Source organism: Kaistella chaponensis (genome assembly GCF_900156725.1).
GTDB lineage: Bacteria > Bacteroidota > Bacteroidia > Flavobacteriales > Weeksellaceae > Kaistella > Kaistella chaponensis.
Genome location: NZ_FTOI01000002.1, coordinates 253,940 through 273,777, shown reverse-complemented (window position 1 = coordinate 273,777; position 19,838 = coordinate 253,940). Strand labels below are relative to the sequence as shown.

Annotated in this window: 18 protein-coding genes, 1 tRNA gene and 1 riboswitch; of the genes, 10 read left to right on the top strand and 9 right to left on the bottom strand. The window is 34.9% G+C overall.

From position 1 onward, the window contains the following. Positions 1 to 79: 79 nt before the first annotated feature. From ppk1 to BW932_RS03370, 4 genes are all read left to right on the top strand, one after another. A complete protein-coding gene (gene ppk1 / locus BW932_RS03385) occupies positions 80 to 2,161 on the top strand; it encodes a polyphosphate kinase 1 (protein WP_076385484.1) in 2,082 nt (693 codons plus the stop codon). A gap of 49 nt (positions 2,162 to 2,210) precedes the next feature. Next, positions 2,211 to 2,392: riboswitch (cobalamin riboswitch) on the top strand. Between the two features lie 34 nt (positions 2,393 to 2,426). After that, on the top strand, positions 2,427 to 4,253 hold the full coding sequence (locus BW932_RS03380) for a TonB-dependent receptor plug domain-containing protein (RefSeq protein ID WP_076385349.1): 1,827 nt from the start codon (positions 2,427 to 2,429) through the stop codon (positions 4,251 to 4,253). A gap of 11 nt (positions 4,254 to 4,264) precedes the next feature. Continuing rightward, on the top strand, positions 4,265 to 5,305 hold the full coding sequence (locus BW932_RS03375) for a DUF5074 domain-containing protein (RefSeq protein ID WP_076385347.1): 1,041 nt from the start codon (positions 4,265 to 4,267) through the stop codon (positions 5,303 to 5,305). 116 nt (positions 5,306 to 5,421) lie between these two features. Then, positions 5,422 to 6,384 (top strand): T9SS type A sorting domain-containing protein, encoded by a 963-nt coding sequence (locus BW932_RS03370; protein ID WP_076385345.1) that lies wholly within the window; start codon positions 5,422 to 5,424, stop codon positions 6,382 to 6,384. A gap of 68 nt (positions 6,385 to 6,452) precedes the next feature. Here the strand turns inward: BW932_RS03370 and BW932_RS03365 are convergent, their stop codons facing one another. Both BW932_RS03365 and BW932_RS03355 read right to left on the bottom strand, forming a co-directional pair. Then, on the bottom strand, positions 6,453 to 7,883 hold the full coding sequence (locus tag BW932_RS03365) for a CCA tRNA nucleotidyltransferase (protein ID WP_076385343.1): 1,431 nt from the start codon (positions 7,881 to 7,883) through the stop codon (positions 6,453 to 6,455). 206 nt (positions 7,884 to 8,089) lie between these two features. Then, positions 8,090 to 8,350, bottom strand: a complete 261-nt coding sequence (locus tag BW932_RS03355) for a hypothetical protein (RefSeq protein ID WP_076385339.1) — start codon at positions 8,348 to 8,350, stop codon at positions 8,090 to 8,092. 208 nt (positions 8,351 to 8,558) lie between these two features. Between BW932_RS03355 and BW932_RS03345 the strand changes: the two genes are divergently transcribed. Genes BW932_RS03345 through BW932_RS03330 form a run of 4 tightly spaced genes read left to right on the top strand, consistent with a single transcriptional unit; the run spans position 8,559 to position 12,324 of the window. Further along, complete coding sequence (locus BW932_RS03345) at positions 8,559 to 9,017, top strand: GtrA family protein (RefSeq protein ID WP_076385335.1); 459 nt, start codon at positions 8,559 to 8,561, stop codon at positions 9,015 to 9,017. 36 nt (positions 9,018 to 9,053) lie between these two features. Further along, entirely contained in the window at positions 9,054 to 9,779 is a 726-nt protein-coding gene (locus tag BW932_RS03340; protein ID WP_084566424.1) for a lysophospholipid acyltransferase family protein, read from the top strand. Between the two features lie 42 nt (positions 9,780 to 9,821). Then, positions 9,822 to 11,270, top strand: a complete 1,449-nt coding sequence (locus BW932_RS03335) for an MFS transporter (RefSeq protein ID WP_076385333.1) — start codon at positions 9,822 to 9,824, stop codon at positions 11,268 to 11,270. Beyond that, positions 11,254 to 12,324, top strand: a complete 1,071-nt coding sequence (locus tag BW932_RS03330) for a DUF3810 domain-containing protein (protein WP_317043730.1) — start codon at positions 11,254 to 11,256, stop codon at positions 12,322 to 12,324. The genes BW932_RS03335 and BW932_RS03330 overlap by 17 nt, the downstream gene beginning before the upstream one ends. Positions 12,325 to 12,650: 326 nt before the next feature. Here BW932_RS03330 and BW932_RS03325 read toward each other — a convergent pair. The 7 genes from BW932_RS03325 to greA form a co-directional block, all read right to left on the bottom strand. Further along, a tRNA-Met gene (locus BW932_RS03325) sits at positions 12,651 to 12,724 on the bottom strand. A gap of 54 nt (positions 12,725 to 12,778) precedes the next feature. Then, the gene (locus BW932_RS03320) at positions 12,779 to 14,062 is read right to left on the bottom strand and encodes a peroxiredoxin family protein (protein WP_076385331.1); all 1,284 of its coding nucleotides are present in this window, start codon (positions 14,060 to 14,062) and stop codon (positions 12,779 to 12,781) included. 63 nt (positions 14,063 to 14,125) lie between these two features. Further along, on the bottom strand, positions 14,126 to 14,368 hold the full coding sequence (locus tag BW932_RS03315; RefSeq protein WP_076385329.1) for a hypothetical protein: 243 nt from the start codon (positions 14,366 to 14,368) through the stop codon (positions 14,126 to 14,128). Between the two features lie 17 nt (positions 14,369 to 14,385). Further along, complete coding sequence (locus BW932_RS03310) at positions 14,386 to 16,416, bottom strand: T9SS type A sorting domain-containing protein (RefSeq protein WP_084566423.1); 2,031 nt, start codon at positions 16,414 to 16,416, stop codon at positions 14,386 to 14,388. 87 nt (positions 16,417 to 16,503) lie between these two features. Then, the gene (gene clpX / locus BW932_RS03305; protein ID WP_076385327.1) at positions 16,504 to 17,685 is read right to left on the bottom strand and encodes an ATP-dependent Clp protease ATP-binding subunit ClpX; all 1,182 of its coding nucleotides are present in this window, start codon (positions 17,683 to 17,685) and stop codon (positions 16,504 to 16,506) included. A 71-nt stretch (positions 17,686 to 17,756) separates the two neighbouring features. Beyond that, positions 17,757 to 18,146, bottom strand: coding sequence for an HIT family protein (locus BW932_RS03300; RefSeq protein ID WP_076385325.1), 390 nt, complete (start codon positions 18,144 to 18,146; stop codon positions 17,757 to 17,759). 142 nt (positions 18,147 to 18,288) lie between these two features. Next, positions 18,289 to 18,759, bottom strand: a complete 471-nt coding sequence (greA, locus tag BW932_RS03295; RefSeq protein ID WP_076385323.1) for a transcription elongation factor GreA — start codon at positions 18,757 to 18,759, stop codon at positions 18,289 to 18,291. A gap of 100 nt (positions 18,760 to 18,859) precedes the next feature. On the opposite strand from greA, the gene BW932_RS03290 reads away from it, so the two are divergent. Further along, positions 18,860 to 19,309 carry a hypothetical protein gene (locus tag BW932_RS03290; protein WP_076385321.1) on the top strand — a complete coding sequence of 150 codons (450 nt, stop codon included), beginning with the start codon at positions 18,860 to 18,862 and terminating at the stop codon, positions 19,307 to 19,309. 26 nt (positions 19,310 to 19,335) lie between these two features. Beyond that, entirely contained in the window at positions 19,336 to 19,785 is a 450-nt protein-coding gene (gene dtd, locus BW932_RS03285) for a D-aminoacyl-tRNA deacylase (protein ID WP_076385319.1), read from the top strand. Positions 19,786 to 19,838 lie beyond the last annotated feature (53 nt).

The following is a 19,838-nucleotide window of genomic DNA, read 5'->3' as shown; positions in this document are numbered from 1 at the left end:
TTATTGTTCCACCTATGATTGTGATCACAAACTAATGCGGAAAATTCCCTATTTTTGGGAAAAATCTAATTCTATTAAAATGTCGAATTTATTTAACCCAAGAGATATTACCTGGCTCGCTTTTAACGAAAGAGTTTTGCAAGAGGCGATGGATGTAGAAGTTCCTCTTCATCTGCGCATTCGGTTTCTGGGAATTTTTTCTAATAATTTAGATGAATTTTTTCGCGTACGTGTTGCGGGATTAAAACGTGCAATGGATTTTAAAGAAAAATACATCTCCGAATCTTTTTACCAACCACCGACAAAAATTTTGCAAAAGATCACCGACGTGGTCATCAAACAACAGCAAGATTTCGATAAAACCTGGAAAAAAATTCTGGTAGAAATGGCTGATCAAAATGTTTTCATCAAAAATTCGAAAGACCTTACCAATGCGCAGAAAGAATTTGTGGTAAAATATTTTGATGAGATGGTAGAAAGCAATGTGATTCCGATTTTGCTCAATGAGAATTCTCCGATGCCTTATCTCCGAGATAAGTCGCTTTATTTAGGGATTGCAATGCGAACAAAGCAATTTCAGTACGAATGCAAATATGCCATCATCGAAATTCCGTCGCGAGTTCTGGGTCGTTTTGTATTACTACCTTCCGAGGACGAAAGCAAAAACGTCATCCTTTTAGAAGATGTCATCACCTATAATTTGCCCCACATTTTTTCGTATTTCGGCTACGATGATTTCGAAGCGCATTGTTTTAAAGTGACCAAAGACGCAGAATTCGATTTAGACAATGATATCAAAACAACGCTTGCACAAAAAATTGAGAAAGGCATCAAATCGCGCCGCAAAGGGAAACCTACCCGTTTTGTATTTGATAAAGCGATGGATAAAGCGTTAATCGAATTCCTGATCAGAAAATTACATTTAACCAAAAAAGACAGCATTATTCCAGGTGGAAAAATTCATAATTTTCGCCATTTTATGGATTTTCCCGACGTTTTTAAAGCGTATAAAAAACCTGTGGAAAGAACCTCTTTCGATCACCCCGAATTGGTAGGAAAAAGAGTCACCGATGTGATTCAAAAAACCGATATCCTTCTAACTTTTCCTTATCACCATTACACTCCGGTCATCGATTTGCTGCGGGAATCTGCAATGGATCCTGATGTAAAATCGATTCAAGTTACCGCGTATCGATTGGCGAGCAACTCGAAAATAATCAACGCGTTGATTAATGCCGCACGAAATGGAAAAGAAGTAACCGTAATGTTAGAACTGCGTGCAAGGTTTGATGAAGAAAGCAATCTGGGCTGGAAAGAAATTCTAGAACAAGAAGGAGTAAAGGTTTTGATGGGAATTCCGAACAAAAAAGTTCATGCAAAACTTTGTGTCATCAAAAAGCGCGTTAACAATAAAACAATGCAATACGGTTTCGTAAGTACCGGAAATTTCAATGAAAAAACCGCAAAAATTTATGGCGATCATCTGCTAATGACTTCGGACCGTGTAATTATGGCAGATATCAATAAGATTTTCAATGTTCTGAAAAAACCAAAAGAGGATATCATTCATGGATTGAAAGGCTGCAAAAAATTATTGGTATGTCCACAATTTATGCGCGAAAAAATCATTCAACACATCGATAAAGAGATTGAAGAAGCTCATGCAGGAAGAAAAGCGCTCATGATTATCAAAACAAATTCACTGAGCGACCGCGAATTAATCGAGAAAATATACGAAGCTGCAAACGCAGGAGTTCTTGTGAAAATGATTGTACGCGGCATTTACTGTGCTGTTAATCAGAAAGAATTTAAACAGAAAATCACAGCGATCAGTATTGTTGATGAATATCTGGAACATGCGAGAGTCATGTATTTTTATAACAAAGGCAATGAGGACACCTACATTTCTTCTGCCGATTGGATGACGCGAAATCTAGACTACCGCATTGAAGCGGCCGCAAAAATCACCCAAAAAAACCTTAAAAAAGAAATTAAAGATTTGCTCGACCTTCAGTTGAGCGATAATGTAAAAGCTAGGATTCTGGATAAAAAATTGAGCAACCATTATGTGGAAGGTGATCAAATAAAAAGGCGGTCACAGCTCGAAACCTATCATTATTTGAAAAATAAAACAGCAGGAGAACTGATGAATCTAAAATAAATACGGTGTCTTGACTGGCTAGAACGCAGAAATTTAACCTTAAAACGGTTTTCTTTGTTTCCTACAAGATAATCCATTACCTTTGCATTGCTTTTAGAAAAGGGAATTGTGTGCAAATCACAAACTGTCCCCGCAACTGTAAATCACCACCATTGAAACTGCAATACAACCACTGAGAAATCGGGAAGGTGCAGTTTTGTGAAAGTCAGGAGACCTTACTGAAAGTATTAACATATAAAATGCTTTCGGAGGAAAGGCTGCAATAATGACTAAAAAATACCAATTTTCGGCTGTTTTTCTATTGTTTTATTTCTTGGGTTTTGCTCAAGAGGAAGCAATCGACACGGTTTACATTTTCGACAGCCAGTTGAAAAATTCTAAGAAATTTCATAAAATTGAAAATTTAGATGAAGCCGATCTATTAAAAAACTCGACAAATCTTTCAGAAGTACTGCGTTTTCAATCGCCGGTTTACATCAAAGAAAATGGTCGCGGAATGGTTTCCTCACCGTCTTTCCGAGGAACGAGTGCACAGCAAACCGCATTTATTTGGAACGGAATCAATATTAATTCCATCTTCTTAGGTCAAGGCGACATCAACAATCTGAATCTTTTGGGTTACGATCAACTCGAAATAAAATCCGGCGGCGGAAGTGTAATTTATGGAAGCGGCGCAATCGGCGGAACAGTGCATTTGAATAATGAATTATCATTTAAGAAAGGATTCAAGACGAGCTTTTTTGCGGAAGGCGGTTCTTACAACACCTTTAATTCATTTCTAAAATCATCTTACAGCAACGATCACTTGTCGGTAAAAGTCTCTGGAAATTTTGTAAAAAGTGACAATGATTATGATGTTCCGGAAAAGAACTACACCAATTTGAACGGCGAATACGACAACAGAAATTTCAATTTGGGAGCAGCTTACAAGATCAATTCGAAAAATACCATTTCCTGGCAAACTCAAATCTATAACGGTGTTCAACACTACCCTATCTTCTCGGAGTCGATGACGAAAACGAAATATATCTCAGATACGTTCCGAAGTCTGGTCAATTGGAATTTTCGTACAGAAAAAGTGCAGAATATTTTTCGGTTGGCCTATCTGGAAGATGAATTTCAATATTTCAGCAATATCAACAAAGCAAAAAGCAGCGGTGGAACTGCGAAAATTTATTTGGCGAAAAATGATTTCAATTATATTTTTAATGAAAAACTGGCATTTAATTTCATTGGTGAATATCAACTGAACAAAGGACAAGGTTTTCAGTCCGGAATCTCAAATGTGGAAAGAAATGCAGGTTCTATCGCAGGTTTGGTGAGATGGAATGCTTCGCAAAAAGTCAATTTTGAAGCCGGAATAAAGAAAGATTTTGTAGAAGCAATTGAAACTCCAGTTCTTTATTCGTTTTCAGGAAAAGTCAATGTAAATAATTGGTATTCCCTTATTTTTAATGCTTCAAAAAATTTCAGATTTCCCTCATTTAATGATCTTTACTGGCAACCGGGCGGAAATTTGGATCTGAAATCAGAAACCTCGCTGCAGGCCGATCTGGGAAATCGTTTTCAGTACAAAAATTTTAAATTAAATATAACGCCATTTTACATCAACATCGAAAACATGATTCGTTGGTTGCCGAATTCTGGCGGGATCTGGTCGCCAAGCAACATTAATAATGTAGAAAGTTACGGACTGGAATCTCAACTTGATTTTGTAAAAGATTTTGGAAAAAACAATGCAAAATTCTCTCTTGGATACATTTATACAAATTCAAAAAATGTAGAAACCAATCGGTTTTTATCATACGTTCCTCAACATAAGATCTTCGGAAATGCTTCTTATCGTTATGATTTCATCGAAATTTTTGCGCAGGGAATGTTCAATGGTTTAACGTTTACCAGCGAAGATGAAAAATTGAGTTCCGCCCTGAAAAGTTATTTTGTAATGAATGCAGGACTCCATATAAAAATCTTAAAACACTATCAAATCGGTTTCAAAGCGAATAATTTATTTGATCAAATCTATGAAACTACAGCCTACTTTCCTTTGCCAAAAAGGAATTATGCAGCTAATCTCTTAATCAACTTTTAAAAATAAATAGTATGAAATTTTCTAAAATTCTAATGTCGGTTTTTGCACTGACTCTGTTGTTCAACATTTCCTGTAGATCTGAATCTGATGAACCAATTGAACTTCCAAAAGGTGCTTATGAAAACGGAATATTCGTTCTTAATGAAGGGAATTTCGGAACTCCAAGTGCATCAGTTACTTTTCTTTCCAACGATTTAGCAACCATTGAACAGGATGTTTACAAAAAAAATAACGGAACCGATCTGGGTGATGTATTGCAAACGATTACTTACAATGGCGATAATGCTTATTTGGTTTTAAATAATTCAAATAAAATCACAGTTGTCAATCGGTATACCTTCAAAAAAACAGGAGAAATCACGGCTCAAATCAATCAGCCGCGTTATATTTCAATTGCCAATAATTTTATTTACATAACGAACGATGAATATTTAGGTCCAAAATCTGTGACTATTTACAAATTATCTGATCTTTCATTTGTTAAAAAAATCGCATTCACAGATACGGCAGAACGCATTGTTGAAGCGGGTGGAACTATTTTCGTACAAAATGCAACTTTTGGTTTCGGAAATACACTGACCAGAATAAATCCTGCAACAAACGAGGTGGCTTCGGTAGTAACTTTGCCAAACGGAAATATTAATAAGACCATTTCCAATAATTCAATCGTTTATACCATTGCTGCAGGAACTACAGATTCCTATATTTATCAAATCTCGGCTGCAGGAACGATTACAAAAACGACTACACTTACGGGAATTTCCAATGCGACTAATCTTGATATTGACGGTGGAAAATACTATTTTTCCTCTGGAAACAAAGTTTATTCGATGGATATGAGTGCTACTGTAACGCCTACAACACCCATTGTAACTGCAACAGGAGGACAGTATTCTGCTCTTTACGGATTTAATGTGATCAACGGAAAAATCTATACTTCGGATGCAAATGGATTTACGGCAGACAGCAAAGTAACCGTTTATTCCACTACAGGAAGTGTGATCAAAACTTTTGAGGCCGGACGAGGAACCAACGGTTTTTTCCAGAACTAAAAATTATTTCCTCCGCCTCAATAATTTTTGTTGAGGCGGATTTTTCTTAAACTTTTACACCTTAAAAAAGACCAAAAAGCACAGGTCTTAAAATTCTACATCTAAATTTAAAAAATATGACAAAAAATTATCATTTATTACTGACTGTACTTCCATCGATTCTATTTGCTCAATTCGATCCACCTGCAGGTCAAGCCGGATCTAAAGCGATTTTTAAAAATGATCCACTTTTTAAAAGTTGGGCAACAGAAGCGTCCGTAGTTAGAGGACCGCAAGATATTGCTGCAAGTACAGTGGTCTTAGCCTCGGTGGGAACTGCAGTGAATGCTACCGGAATTGCTGATGGAAGCGGTATTGTAAGTTTGGGAGATGGTGGGACTGCGGTTTTAACTTTCGCCAAACCAATTACCAATGGTTCCGGAGCAGATTTCGCGGTCTTTGAGAACTCTTTTAATGATACTTTTTTGGAACTGGCATTTGTGGAAGCGAGTTCAGACGGGATTAACTTTTTTAGATTCCCTGCAACAAGTCTTACTTCTACAGCAACGCAGGTGGGAACTTTTGGCGCTGTAGATGCAACAAAAATTAATAATCTGGCAGGAAAATACAAAGCAAATTATGGAACCCCTTTCGACATTTCTGAACTTCCAGACCATGCGTTGCTGAATAAAGATAAGATCACCCATGTGAAAATTATTGATGTGGTGGGGACCATCAATCCGCTATATGGAACCGTAGACAGTGTTGGAAATATTGTCAACGATCCCTACCCGACAAATTTTGCTTCCGGAGGTTTCGATCTCGATGCAGTGGGTGTTATCAATGAATTTACGGAGGTTTTAGGAACCGCACACTTATCAAGATCTGATTTCCAGATTTATCCAAATCCGACCAGTGATTTTGTTCAAATTAAATCAAGAGAAGAAATTAAAAACATCAATGTATATTCTATCACAGGACAAAAAGTAATCGTTTCTGAAAATGAAAAAATTGATCTGAAAAATCTTCCTGCCGGAAATTATCTTTTAGAAATAATCACCGCTAAAGGAAAGATCACTCAAAAAATCATTAAAAAATAACTTATAATAAACGGAAAAACGCTTGGAAAAAGGCGTTTTTTTGTTTCTATGAAAGAAGAAACACACAATTATACTGAGTCTGCAATTTCCAATCCGAGTAATTTTCCTTCTTTAATGACAAATTCCCGCGCTTGCTCTTTGTCATTTCCAATTTCACCTTCCAGAATTGCTTCTTTAACTTTTTCTTTTAAAATCCCGATTTCACGTCCAGGATTTAATCCAAAAAGGGCCATAATTTCTTCGCCAGAAATTGGGGGTTGAAAATTTCTGATCTGATCTTTCTCTTCTACTTCTTTAATTTTAACGGCAACATCTTCGAAATTCTTTTTGAACTTGGCTTGCTTTGAAGAATTTTTGGTGGTGATATCGGCTTTATTCAAAATAAACAAATCTTCCAAATCATCGCCTGCATCAAATAAAAGTCGTCGTAATGCAGAATCAGATGTTCCGTCATCAACTAAAGCAATTGGTCGTGAGGAAAGTTTGACGAGTTTCTGCACATATTTCATATCGGAACCGAGCGGTAATTTTAAACGGTAGAAAAGATTTTTTACCATTTTAGAACCCAGAAATTCGTGTCCGTGAAAAGTCCAGCCAATTCCGTCAACAAATTTTTTGGTAGGCGCTTTTCCGATATCGTGCAACAATGCAGCCCATCGAAGCCAAAGATTATCGGTGTTTTTCGAAATATTATCTACCACTTCTAGGGTGTGCCAGAAATTGTCTTTGTGAGTTTGCCCTTCAACTTCTTCAATTCCCTTTAGTGCAGTTAACTCCGGAATGATGATCTGCATCAAACCAGTTTCCTCCATTAATCGTAAACCTAAAGACGGTTTTGCAGAAAGCATGATTTTATTAAATTCAACCATGATTCGTTCGAGCGAGACAATTTTTATTCTTTCCTTTTCTTTTTTTATGGCGTTTAATGAATTTTCTTCAATCTTAAAATTTAATGTTGAAGCAAACCGAATTGCCCGCATCATTCGCAAAGGATCATCAGAATAAGTTTGGCTTGGTTCTAAAGGAGTACGAATAATTTTATTTTTGAGATCATTAATACCACCAAAAGGATCGCTCAAATCGCCAAAAGTATCTTTATTTAGAGAAATTGCCAAAGCGTTGATCGTGAAATCACGGCGTTTTTGGTCGTCTTCTAAAGTTCCAATTTCTACGGAAGGTTTTCGTGAATCTTCACTGTAACTTTCTTTCCGTGCGCCTACAAATTCTAAATCGAGTCCTGCATGCTTAAACATTGCTGTTCCGTAATTTTTGAAAACAGAAACCTTTAGTTTTGGATGGAGTTCATTTGCGGCCGCTTTTGCGAGCTCTATTCCATTTCCTTCGGTAACAAAATCAATATCGGTCGGACTTTGCCGTTTCATCAAAAGATCACGAACGTACCCACCGACAATAAAAAGAGTTTGGTTATTTTTGGCCGCAACTTCAGAAAAAATCTTAAAGGTTTTGAAATTTTTATTTTGCGTAAGATTGATATTCATAAGGTGAAATGCCACAATCAAAAGATCGAGGTTCTAATTTTTTGCAAAGGTAAGGAAAAGAGAATCGTGACTAAAATCGAAAAGGAGAACTTATCATCTTTGCAAACGCAAATTGTTGCAGCGGACGATTGTAATGAAGTTGTTTTAGAAAAATCCTCTCGTTTAAGATAAAGTGACATGATCAGATATCAATTGAGCAAAATTATTTATTTTGCTTCGCTTTCTGATTTGGAATTATTTAAAATCCAATCTCCAATCTCATCTTCCAAATATTCTGTTTGCGTTTTTAAAGCATCAATAAAATCATCGGGAATGGTTGAGTTATGGCTGTTTTCATGGAAATACAATTCGTCTGACATCGATTCGTATTCGTCATAAATTCTTTTGAATCTAGGACTATTTTTTTCTAATTCTTCAATTTTTTTCTGTTGCGGATTGAACTTTCTAAATGGCCTTTTTGCTGTCATGATTGTTGATTGTAAAGTTTTCGTTGATAAAATTTATTCCGGGAAACTTATAAATAAAATCACTTTTTAACCACTTGAAAATGAAATTATTATAATAACCTTCTTCTTTAAGATGAAATAAAAATAAACAATAAAATGAAACAAAAAAAAACTTTAACAAGATTTTCTGATTGTTTAACATATAATTTTAAATTTGCAGTTAATAACAATGAAAGAAATTTTACTAAAACAGAAACAGATTCTTCTTTTTGCTTTTGCAGGAGCATTGAGTGCAATCGTAGAAATCGGAACTTTTAAGATTTTCAGCGTTCATTTGCCACAAGTATTTTCGCAAGAAACGAATTTTCATGGCATCCACTTCCCTTTGAGTAATATATTCTCGACCAGTTGCGGAATTGTCACCAATTATTTTTTGAGTATTTGGTTTGTTTTCGAACGGGGCAAACATTCGAAAAATAAGGAATTTGCCTATTTCATGGGGATTTCTTTTTTATCGACGATTGTAAGTTTAAGTTTTTTCCAGCTTTTCTTCCGTTTTGTATTCTTGGATTATCTTGATCTTGGTTTCTTCGTTTTCAGTCAGGAAATGTTGAGTAAGATTGCAGCGATTGTTCTGGTTTCTGTACTGAACTACACGGTTAAAAAGAAAATTATTTTTAATGGTTAAATTCCTGAAGTTCATTTTTACTTTTAAAAAAAATAAATGAAAAAAATCCTCAATTATATTTGGCGGGGTTGGATGCTGATTTTAGGCACCGTTCTCACCATTCTTATGGGAATTCCTGTATTGGTATTTTCGATCAGAAAAGAGCATTATCCTTACGCCTACAAATTCATACGATTCTGGGCAATCGGGATGTTTTACGGGATGGGTTTTCGATATGAATTAATAAAGCTAACGGATCAAAAAATTGATAAAAACACCCAATATGTTTTTATATCCAACCATACTTCGATTATGGATATTATGTTGCCCTGTATTTTGATGCCTCATCATCCGCTTTGCTATGTTGGAAAAAAAGAATTAGTAAAAATTCCCATTTTTGGAACTATTTATAAAAGAATTTGCGTGATGGTTGACCGCAGTTCTGCAAAAAGCCGAGCCGATGTTTATCGCCGCTGCGAAGAAAGAATGGAAGAAGGACAAAGCATCGTACTTTTCCCTGAAGGAGGTGTTCCCGACGATGAATCGATCGTTTTAGACCATTTTAAAGATGGTGCATTTATATTGGCAACAAAACATCAATCACCTATTTTGGTTTTCACTTTTGTGGGACTAAAGGAGATGTTTCCCTTCAATTACGGTAAAGGTCACCCTGGAAAAGTAAAGGTGTATTTTAATGACATCTTAAATCCCAACCATTCTATGACAGATTTGAAATCAAATGCATACACTGAAATTAAAAAAGTTTTAGAAAACGAACACTGAGAATTTAATTTAGTTATATTTGTTTTAAGAAATTATTAACAAATGTCTACAAACTATTCTAAACAAACCAATTGGGGCCAATTCGTGCCATTGGTCACTGTATTTTTCTTCTGGGGATTTGTTGCAGCGAGCAACGATATTTTAATACCCGTTTTCAAAAAAGCGTTTGATCTTACCCAAAGTCAAAGTCAATTGGTATCCGTTGCATTTTATGTCGCTTATACCGTTGGTTCACTGATCTATATGTTTATTTCAAAAGCGATCAAACAAGATTTGGTCAATAAAATAGGCTATAAAAATGGGTTAATTTTAGGACTTTTGATTTCGGCTTCCGGAACTTTACTTTTTTATCCGGCTGCAAATCTTGGTTCTTTTCCCTTAATGATTTCCGGATTGTTTATTTTAGGATTGGGATTTTCCTTACAGCAAATTGTAGCGAATCCATTGGCGATCGAAGTTGGCCCAACCGAAACCGGTTCCCAACGATTGACAATGGCGGGTGGAATTAATAATCTTGGTACCACAATTGGACCTTTAATTGTAGCTTTTGCAATTTTCGGCTCCGCGACTGCTTCTAATACAGAAGCAAGCATCGAGTCTGTGAAAATTCCTTACATGGTTTTAGGAGGTGCATTTATTTTGGTTGCAATCTTACTGAAATTTTCTTCTTTGCCACAAGTTACGCCCACTATTTCAGAAAATCAAGACGACGTAGTTTCCGGTGAACACAGAGATTCTGCCCTTAAATATCCACAATTGGTTTTAGGGATGATCGCCATTTTCGTTTACGTAGGTGTCGAAGTTTCTACTGCGAGCAATTTACCAGCTTATATGGAAAAATCTTTGGGCTTCACAACAAAGGATATCGCACCTTATGTCTCCCTTTATTGGGCTTCATTGATGATTGGACGATGGACAGGTGCTGTTGACGCATTTGATATCACCGCAGGATTTAAGAAAATTTTGAGATTTTTAGCACCTTATTTAGCCTTTGGAGTTTTCCTAATGGTGAATGCTATTGCAAAGCATGATTTGTCTCATTTCTATATTTACGGTTTAGTTATTTTAGTAATGATCGCATGTGATATTGCAAGTAAAGGAAACCCGGCCAGAATGCTTTTGATTTTCTCCTGTATGGGAATTATATCCTTAATATTTGGAATGATGACTTCGGGAATGACATCTGTTTATGCCTTTACCAGTGTTGGATTGTTTTGCTCTACGTTATGGCCATGTATTTTTGCATTAGCCATTAATGGTTTAGGAAAACATACGAACCAAGGATCTGGGTATTTAATTATGATGATTATGGGCGGTGGAATTATTTCTTGGTTGCAGGGAACACTTGCAGATATGACAAATATTCATGTGAGTTATATTGTAGGGGTTGTTTGTTTTGCTTATCTCGCATTTTATGCAATTAGAGTAACAAAAATTCTGAAAGCTCAAGGAATTGAATTAGATCAAATTAAAAGTGAGGGTGCACATTAATAATACATCTACTTATAGAACAAAAAGATTTTGGGCGGGTATTTTACTTGCCCAATTTCTTTTGTTCTTCAGCCTCTCAAAAGTTGAATTCGCTGTGAATTTTTTCAGTGATTTTTTTCAATTTCAGAAAGGTTTCCATCAAATGCTTTTTTCACAAGTTCCTTTTTCAGTCGGCGATGTCTTTTACATTGCATTGGGAATTGTACTGCTCTATTTTATACTTAAAATTTCAAATAAGAAAAGTAGAAAAATCTTCCTTTTAAGACTTTTAATTGTAGTCAATATTCTGTATTTCACTTATCAGCTATTTTGGGGAATGCTTTATTTTCAAAAACCACTTATTGAAAATCTTCCGAAAGGAGCAATTACTCTTGCCGAAACCAAAGCTTTAACATTAAAATATCTTGTACTTTGCAAGGAATCCCGCCAATTGGTAAAAGAAGATAAAAATGGCGTTTTCATGATGACCGATTTAAAAAAGATGAAAAATGATATCCTTCAAAATCAAAAAAATCTACAGACTTTGGAAGGACACAAAAAAGGAGAAAATATTAATGCTTTTAAACCAAGCCTTTTTGAAGGGGTGATCAGTTATTCCGGGATTCTGGGATATTACAATCCATTTACAGCAGAGGCGCAATACAACGCTGAATTACCTTCTACTTACCTACCTTTTACCTTAGCGCACGAAAGCATGCATCAATTAGGTTTTGCGCGGGAACAAGAGGCAAATTTTACCGCTTATTTAATAGGTAAAAACGCTACAAATCTAGAGTTAAAATACAGTACTGAATATTTTGTTTTGAAATCGCTTCTTAATTCTCTGTCGGAAAAAAATCCCGAATTTGTAAAATTAGTCATTCAGAATTACTCCCCTGAAATGAAGCGTGACCGCAGTGCTGATAAAGCTTTTGCAAACAAACATAAAGGAATTCTGGATATGATATTTGAATATACCAATGATCTTTTCTTAAAAAGCAACCAGCAAGAAGGTAGTGTAACCTACTCTTATTTTGTTGATTTGTTGATTCGCTACGAACGAGGAATAAGATGACTATAAAACAAAAAAAGAACCGCATAATGAAATGCGATTCTAAAAACACAAATGATGAAAAAAAATTCGCTTAGATGATAACTTGCGTCATTACTTAAGCGCAGTAAAAGTAGTACTATTTTTTTAGTTATCAATGATATTTTTCAAAAATTAAAAAATATTTTCAAAATAAATATCTGCTTAATCAATAAACTTTTATAAATTATTCTCTTAATGGTACTTATGCGCTACATAATGAGCAAGATTTGTAAGGCCCAAAAATAGATGATAAGTTCCGACTAATTTATAAAAACAAAAAACCCAACGCTTGTTGGGTTTTTTTTAAGTAGCGAGGACGGGAATTGAACCCGTGACCTCAGGGTTATGAATCCTGCGCTCTAACCGACTGAGCTACCTCGCCTTTTTTTCGGTGGTGCAAATATAAAAATATTTTGCGAGGTAGCAAAAATTTAATTTAATTTAATTTTAAATACGTAAGAACGTCTTTTGCGTGGTCAGGCTTTGCGATAATCTTGTTATTTGAATCGAGTATGAAGTATGACGGAGTAGCATGAACATTATATTTGTCAGTGTATGTACTGTACCAACCTTTCAGCTCTGAATCATTGATCCAAGGCAAACTCTTCACCTTATTTTCATAAGCTCCTTTTTCACTATCCAAAGAAAGCCCAATTATTTGGATGTTTTGAGCTTGCAAAGCACTATATTTCTCTACAAATTTCGGAATTTCTGCTTCACAATGTGAACATGTTGAAGCCCAAAAAATAATAATTTTCTTAGAAGCTTTCACCCCATAAATTGATTTTGCTTTTGTATTGGATGCTACGTTGAAAATTTGATCCGGAAACTGCGCTCCAATCTCTGTGTTTTTATTTGTAGCAATTGTAGACGAAAGCCTATCATTAATCGTACATTTCAAATTGGTGGCTTTTGTAAGGTATTTATCTTTTAAATCCTTCATTTCATAAAGGTCAAAAATTTCTATAAGTTCAGACAAGACCGTTTGACCACGAGGTGTTTCTACATTTACCGCAGTCAATAATTGATCAATATCTGCTGAAACGTTCGTACTTGGACCTATATTTAAATAAGAGACTAAAATAGGTCTCATAAGAGATGATGTTTCTAAGAAGTCATTGGATTTGGTTAGAAATTCAATAATATCCTTGTGTGTTACAGGTTTCTTTGCAGCACTTTTTTCTAAAAACTTAGCATAGTTGGTTTTGTAGAAACTAACAAACGGATATTTAGCACTGGTTTCAGAATTATTAGACAAACGGCCGATCTCGTTTTCAATTGCTTTTCCAAAATCTGAATTATCTTTATAGTACTCTTTCATTTGAAACAATGCTGGGAGGATAAATTCTTTTTTTTGTTGCACATCCTGCAAATTATTCATCACAAAATTACTTTCGTCCAGATATTGTATATTGGAAACCTTTGAGTTTTCAACATCAAACTTTAACTTGATATCTTTATTCTCAGAAATAAAATTAATTGATACGTTTTGTTCTGGAAAGTACAGTTTCATCATTCCAGAATAAGGTTTAGTAACATTAATTTGCCACGTATTTCCTTTTCTAACTTCTTTGGTCTCCAACAGATCTTTCGAACCACTCAATGTATAAAGATACACCTCTTTTGGAGTGTAAGTTGCTGGTGCTTCTATCTCAATTTTAAATTGAGCGGATAATGAGTTCATCATGACTAAACTCAATATTGCAAAAATTTTCTTCATACTGTAAATATAAAAAAACCCATCGAATTTTCGATGGGTTTAAAATATTATTAGAAAATATAATTAAGCAATACTTTTACTCTGCTTTCTCGCAAAGTAAACAATTAAAAGAAAACCAATTAGAGCCAATGCATAAACATACATATCAATTGGTGATGCCGGTGCACCTGGACCAACACCTCCGCCGCCTCCGCCGCCACCGCCTCCGGGAGGTGGAGATGGAACATCACCAGGAAGTCCACCAGCTTTGCAAAAAGTTCCAATAAATAAGAGGAAAAAAAATAAAGTTTTATTAATAATTTTCATAATTCGTGTTTTATATATTATCTGATAATTTTGGAACTTACTTTTTCACCCTTTTCGGATACTGCTGTTACGATATATGCTGTATTTAATTTTGCAAGATTAATTTCAAAATCTTTATCTGCTGAAACATCTTTTTGAGAAATAATTAACTTTCCACTCATATCGTATACATTAATATCTGATTTCTTCCACTCAGGATCAAAACGTACTACAAACTTATCAACTGAACCTTTGTAAACAACTTTTGTTCTGGAAGGTTTAGCGGTGCCCTCTGTTCCTAAAACAATTGGAGCTTTTCCATAATATAAACTATATTCATCACTATTAACTGGTATAATCTGATTTTGTGCTATTTCAGAAATTGTACCACCCGGTGATTTATAGTAGAATCCTATTCCTGTCGACAAATTATGGGTATTATCTGGAATCAATTCTGTGTTTTCTCTAATTTCAAATTTCAATGATTTAATTCCAGTACTATAAAGAGCCAAAGGAACAGCTTTACCAAGAAAATCTGTTTCATTTGCTTCATTAATATAGAGCCAATAAGAATTAATATAGTTCATGTCATACCCTCCGTTAACATCTTCCTCATAAGTCCCAATAATATTTTGGCTACCCAAAACAGATTGTACCGTAGATTGAGAGGTATGTCCAGTAATTGCAGTAGGATAAACTGCATAATATGTTCTTGCGAGTTCTTGACCGTTTTGATCTAAACCGATGATTCCCAACTGTTTTACTGTTGCATTTTGGTTCATTGATCTATTTGCAGTTACTGAATAATCTTCACCACTTGCTCTTACTGTATTTTTAAATCTCCTTAAAGTATCAAAATTTAAAGTCTGAGCTGCGTTAGATCTAAGTTTAATTACAAAAGTTTGCATTGGTCTAATAATTAAACCAAGATCACCAACTGGAACGGGACCAAATGCAGTACCCGGAACACCTGTAGTAAAGTTAATAAACCTAGATGCATTTGAATACGTACTCCCATTTGCATCAGAAATTACAGTTCCTGGATCATACCGGATTCCCTGTATCGTTGAAATTTCGTTTCCATCGCCATTTGAAATTCCATCAGCAATTCCAATTAAACTTAAATCTATATTCGTAAAATATGGATTTCCAAACTGGTAAATATTTCTACCAAAAGTACCTGCAGACCAAGGATTTGTTGGAATTAAAGATGCGTCCCAATCATCTTGCAGGTAAGTATTATATTTTTCGTTATAATAATTAACAGCATTTCCTCCTGCACCAAATTGAACACCGTCTGCAGCATTTTGCATAACCTCACTAATTCCGTTAACTGATTTTGCTGCATCAATGTTTGCAATTGGAACTCCTCTTAAGGTATAAACCGATCCAGTCGGAGTTGGAGCATTTGTAGCCATCGTTGCAGGTGGCGCACTTGTATTCAGCCCTGCAGAACCAAGCATATAATAGGAAGTACTTTTAGGTGTAGTAGAATTAACACTCAAATTATCTGAAACTGCAGTTGCATTATTCCATGTTAGAACTTCATTTTTCGAATATCTTACATTAGTAAAATTTTTACCAAATGTTCCTATGGTAGATGCTGTTCCAGAAAAACTTGAAATTGTTTTATTGTAGAAAGGCAGCGCGATTTGCTGATAGGTTCCGTGTTTAGGAGTTCGGAATTCTTTGTCAACAATGGCTGTAACTTTTGATTGATCCAAACCATTAATATACAGTTGACCATAGCTAGAAGTACCAAAGTTTGCAGGATCATTTAATCTAATAATTATATTTCCTCCTGTAGTTTTTGTACTGTACGTTACTGGCGCTGGATCTGTACTGGTTTTCGTTAAAGTGAAAAAATTATCAGTCGTTGTTCCAACAACCATAACGTTACCATGAATATCATAAGACCCATTGTCTACGGTTTGAAACCCACCGCCATTATAAACTAGAGCATTCTCTCCTATGTAAAAAACCGCATCTTTATTTACACTGCAGATGACTTGCGCACCAACAGTCCAGCTTAGCGCCAAAAGCGCCACAGTTAATAGATTTTTTTTCATTATAGTATAAATTTGTGTTTTATATAAAATATATCTTTACAAAGATATTATTTTTTTTTGTATTTCAAAAAAATAAAAAAATTTATATTAAAAATTAACATTTTCATTATTCAATACAATCTTCTTTTTAGCGGTAATATCAAACATAAAATCTTCCAAAACTTTTTCAGTGGTCCCTCTTAATCCTCTTGCTCCTAAACCTTTATCCATCGTTTCTTCCACTATTTTATCTATAGATTCATCACTAAATTTCAGCGAAACACCGTCCATTTTAAATAATTCTACAAATTGATTTACAATAGAATTTTTTGGTTCTTTCATAATTCTGATCATCGTTTCCTTATCGAGTTTTTCCAAATAAGTTACAATCGGGAAACGCCCTAAAAGCTCAGGTATTAAACCAAATTTTCGCAAGTCGATTGCATTAAGCTGACGTAATATATAATCTTCGTCGTCAATTTTATTCATTTTATCCAAGCTGAAACCGATCGCTTGTTTATTCAGTCGTCTTTCAATAATTTCTTTTATTCCATCGAAAGCTCCACCTGCAATGAATAAGATGTTTTGGGTATTTACCTGAATATATTTTTGATCAGGATGCTTTCTTCCACCTTGTGGCGGCACATTCACGATACTTCCTTCTAATAATTTGAGTAGACCTTGTTGTACTCCTTCACCGGAAACATCTCTCGTTATACTTGGATTATCGGATTTTCTGGCAATTTTGTCAATCTCATCAATAAAAACAATCCCTTTTTCGGCTTTTTCTACATCGTAATCTGCAACCATTAATAAACGAGACAAGATGCTTTCTACATCTTCACCTACATATCCTGCTTCGGTAAGAATAGTGGCATCAACAATACAGAAAGGAACATTTAATTCTTTGGCAATTGTTTTTGCCAAGAGCGTTTTGCCGGTTCCTGTTTCACCAATCATGATAATATTGGATTTCTCTATCTCCACTTCACGGTTTTCATTTTTGGCATGCAAAATACGTTTGTAATGATTATATACCGCGATTGAAAGCTGCTTTTTTGCCTGATTCTGACCAATAACATAGAGATCAAGAAATTCTTTAATCTCTTTGGGTTTTTTTAAATCAGCCATCGTTTCTGCCGGGGAAGATTTAGAATCTGAGGAACTTTCATTAACAATTGCATGGGCTTGCTCGATACAGTTTTCGCAAATAAATCCGTTGTTTCCGGAAACCAGCATTTGTACTTCAGTTCTTTTTCTTCCACAGAAAGAGCATTCGTTTGAATTCATATATAATAATAAGTTAAGCGTTTAATTAAAAAATTTTGTCAAAGCATAAACACTTTGACAAAATTGTATTTTTAGGAATGAAGAATTGCATTTTGAATCTCCTGATATTCTTCATCGGATAATTTCAAACGGACATTTTTAAAATTCATATCTTCCATTTTGGAAATGGGAATCAGATGAATATGCGCGTGTGGAACCTCTAATCCGATTACAGCGACGGCAATTCTTTTGTCGGGATAGGTTTTCTGCAGTTTTTTTGCAACCGTTTGTGCAAAACTCCAAAGGTTTTTAAATTCTTCATTTTCCAGGTCAAAAATAAAATCGGTTTCCTGCTTTGGTATGACCAATGTGTGACCTTTCACCAAGGGCATCGCATCAAGAAAAGCCAAATGTTTATCTTCTTCCGCAATTTTATAGCTCGGAATTTCGTTTTTTATAATTTTTGTAAATATTGAACTCATGATTTCGGTATTGGTAATTGTTATTTAGAAACTATTTAACTATTCGACCACTTGCGTCTCTATGACCTTGCAAAATTACAATTTAATTAAAAAACTGATTGTTAAAGAATTCGTAAAAATTTTTTTTAAATTTTCTAATCTATTAAATCGAAATTTCAAGCACTTCAAAGGACAGTTTATTTCCATTCGGCAAAACGATATCTGCGGTTTCACCAATTACTTTACCCAAAAGTCCCTTTGCAATGGGAGTATTGATAGAGATTTTTCCGGCTTTTAAATCGCTTTCATTGTCGGGAACCAAAGTAAATTTCTGCTCTCCTTTAGTGGCCATATTTTTCAAACGTACCGTGGTTAAGATCGATACTTTCGACGTGTCCAAATTGGTTTCATCGATTACTTTTGCATCTGCAATTAAATTTTTTAGTTTAGAAATTCTCATTTCTAGCATTCCCTGTGCTTCTTTCGCAGCATCGTATTCTGCGTTTTCCGACAAGTCTCCTTTATCTCTAGCTTCAGCAATTTGCTGGGTTATTTTTGGTCTTTCGATGGTTTCCAGAAGTTCCAGTTCAGCTTTCATTTTGTCTAATCCATCTTTGGTAACATAACTTGCCATAAATCCTTATATTTAGCGTTAGTATAAAAAAATAATCCGACATTTGTCGGACAATGTTTTTCTTTGTTGATCGTTTTACAAAGATATAAATTTATTTTAAATGAAAAGAAAAATTTCCATCTTACTTTTCCCAATATTACTCATTTTCAGCAGCTTAAATATTCATTCCTGCAACAGTCGAGAAGAAACAGTTAGCTGTTTTCCGAACGTTCCGATCAACGTCGTTTTAAATCTAAATCTTCCCGCATATTATGATTTGCAAAGCACAAACGGCTATATTTATGTGAATGAGCAACAGTGTGGAACGCGCGGTTTAATCGTGGTCAAAACAACAAATGGTTTTAAGGTGTATGACAGAAACGCACCTCATATTTGTCCAGACAACAACACGACTTTGGTGGTAGAAAACAATATCAAAATAGTGTGCCCGAAAGACAATGCATCATGGATCCTCATTACCGGAGAACCTACCAACATTGCACAAATCGCACCCAAAACTTACCGCTATAATTTCGATTCGACTTCCGGAATTCTTTCTATTTTTGATTAATATTTATTCTTTATACCTTATTTTTAATGAAAGCAGTTATTCAAAGAGTTACTGAAGCCAAAGTAAAAGTTGAAGGCGAAATTGTGGGCGAAATTGCTGCAGGTTTCCTTTTATTAATAGGCATTGATGAAGATGATGATTTAACTGACGCCAATTGGCTTGTTCAAAAAATTTTGAATCTCAGAATTTTTAGTGATCAAGAGGGCAAATTAAATCTGTCCATTTTAGATATTTCCGGAGAAATTCTTTGCATCAGTCAGTTTACTTTAATGGCGGATTACAAAAAAGGAAATAGACCTTCTTTCATAAAAGCCGCGAAACCAGAAAAAGCAATCCCTTTATTTCAACATTTCAAAACCGAAATAGCAAAATCAAATTTGAAAATTGAAAGTGGAATTTTCGGCGCCGACATGAAAGTTTCATTACTGAATGACGGACCGGTTACCATTGTGATGGACTCTAAAACGAAAGTGTAAGCAATTTTTTGTACTTTAATACTACTTGTATTTTAATTAATTTAAGCAATCCA

What these genes read in the sequence shown, in the direction of transcription:
- ppk1 (WP_076385484.1), top strand. Translation starts at nt 80, where the DNA reads ATGTCGAATTTATTTAACCCAAGAGATATTACCTGGCTCGCTTTTAAC.
- BW932_RS03380 (WP_076385349.1), top strand. Translation starts at nt 2,427, where the DNA reads ATGACTAAAAAATACCAATTTTCGGCTGTTTTTCTATTGTTTTATTTC.
- BW932_RS03375 (WP_076385347.1), top strand. Translation starts at nt 4,265, where the DNA reads ATGAAATTTTCTAAAATTCTAATGTCGGTTTTTGCACTGACTCTGTTG.
- BW932_RS03370 (WP_076385345.1), top strand. Translation starts at nt 5,422, where the DNA reads ATGACAAAAAATTATCATTTATTACTGACTGTACTTCCATCGATTCTA.
- BW932_RS03365 (WP_076385343.1), bottom strand. Translation starts at nt 7,883, where the DNA reads ATGAATATCAATCTTACGCAAAATAAAAATTTCAAAACCTTTAAGATT.
- BW932_RS03355 (WP_076385339.1), bottom strand. Translation starts at nt 8,350, where the DNA reads ATGACAGCAAAAAGGCCATTTAGAAAGTTCAATCCGCAACAGAAAAAA.
- BW932_RS03345 (WP_076385335.1), top strand. Translation starts at nt 8,559, where the DNA reads ATGAAAGAAATTTTACTAAAACAGAAACAGATTCTTCTTTTTGCTTTT.
- BW932_RS03340 (WP_084566424.1), top strand. Translation starts at nt 9,054, where the DNA reads ATGAAAAAAATCCTCAATTATATTTGGCGGGGTTGGATGCTGATTTTA.
- BW932_RS03335 (WP_076385333.1), top strand. Translation starts at nt 9,822, where the DNA reads ATGTCTACAAACTATTCTAAACAAACCAATTGGGGCCAATTCGTGCCA.
- BW932_RS03320 (WP_076385331.1), bottom strand. Translation starts at nt 14,062, where the DNA reads ATGAAGAAAATTTTTGCAATATTGAGTTTAGTCATGATGAACTCATTA.
- BW932_RS03315 (WP_076385329.1), bottom strand. Translation starts at nt 14,368, where the DNA reads ATGAAAATTATTAATAAAACTTTATTTTTTTTCCTCTTATTTATTGGA.
- BW932_RS03310 (WP_084566423.1), bottom strand. Translation starts at nt 16,416, where the DNA reads ATGAAAAAAAATCTATTAACTGTGGCGCTTTTGGCGCTAAGCTGGACT.
- clpX (WP_076385327.1), bottom strand. Translation starts at nt 17,685, where the DNA reads ATGAATTCAAACGAATGCTCTTTCTGTGGAAGAAAAAGAACTGAAGTA.
- BW932_RS03300 (WP_076385325.1), bottom strand. Translation starts at nt 18,146, where the DNA reads ATGAGTTCAATATTTACAAAAATTATAAAAAACGAAATTCCGAGCTAT.
- greA (WP_076385323.1), bottom strand. Translation starts at nt 18,759, where the DNA reads ATGGCAAGTTATGTTACCAAAGATGGATTAGACAAAATGAAAGCTGAA.
- BW932_RS03290 (WP_076385321.1), top strand. Translation starts at nt 18,860, where the DNA reads ATGAAAAGAAAAATTTCCATCTTACTTTTCCCAATATTACTCATTTTC.
- dtd (WP_076385319.1), top strand. Translation starts at nt 19,336, where the DNA reads ATGAAAGCAGTTATTCAAAGAGTTACTGAAGCCAAAGTAAAAGTTGAA.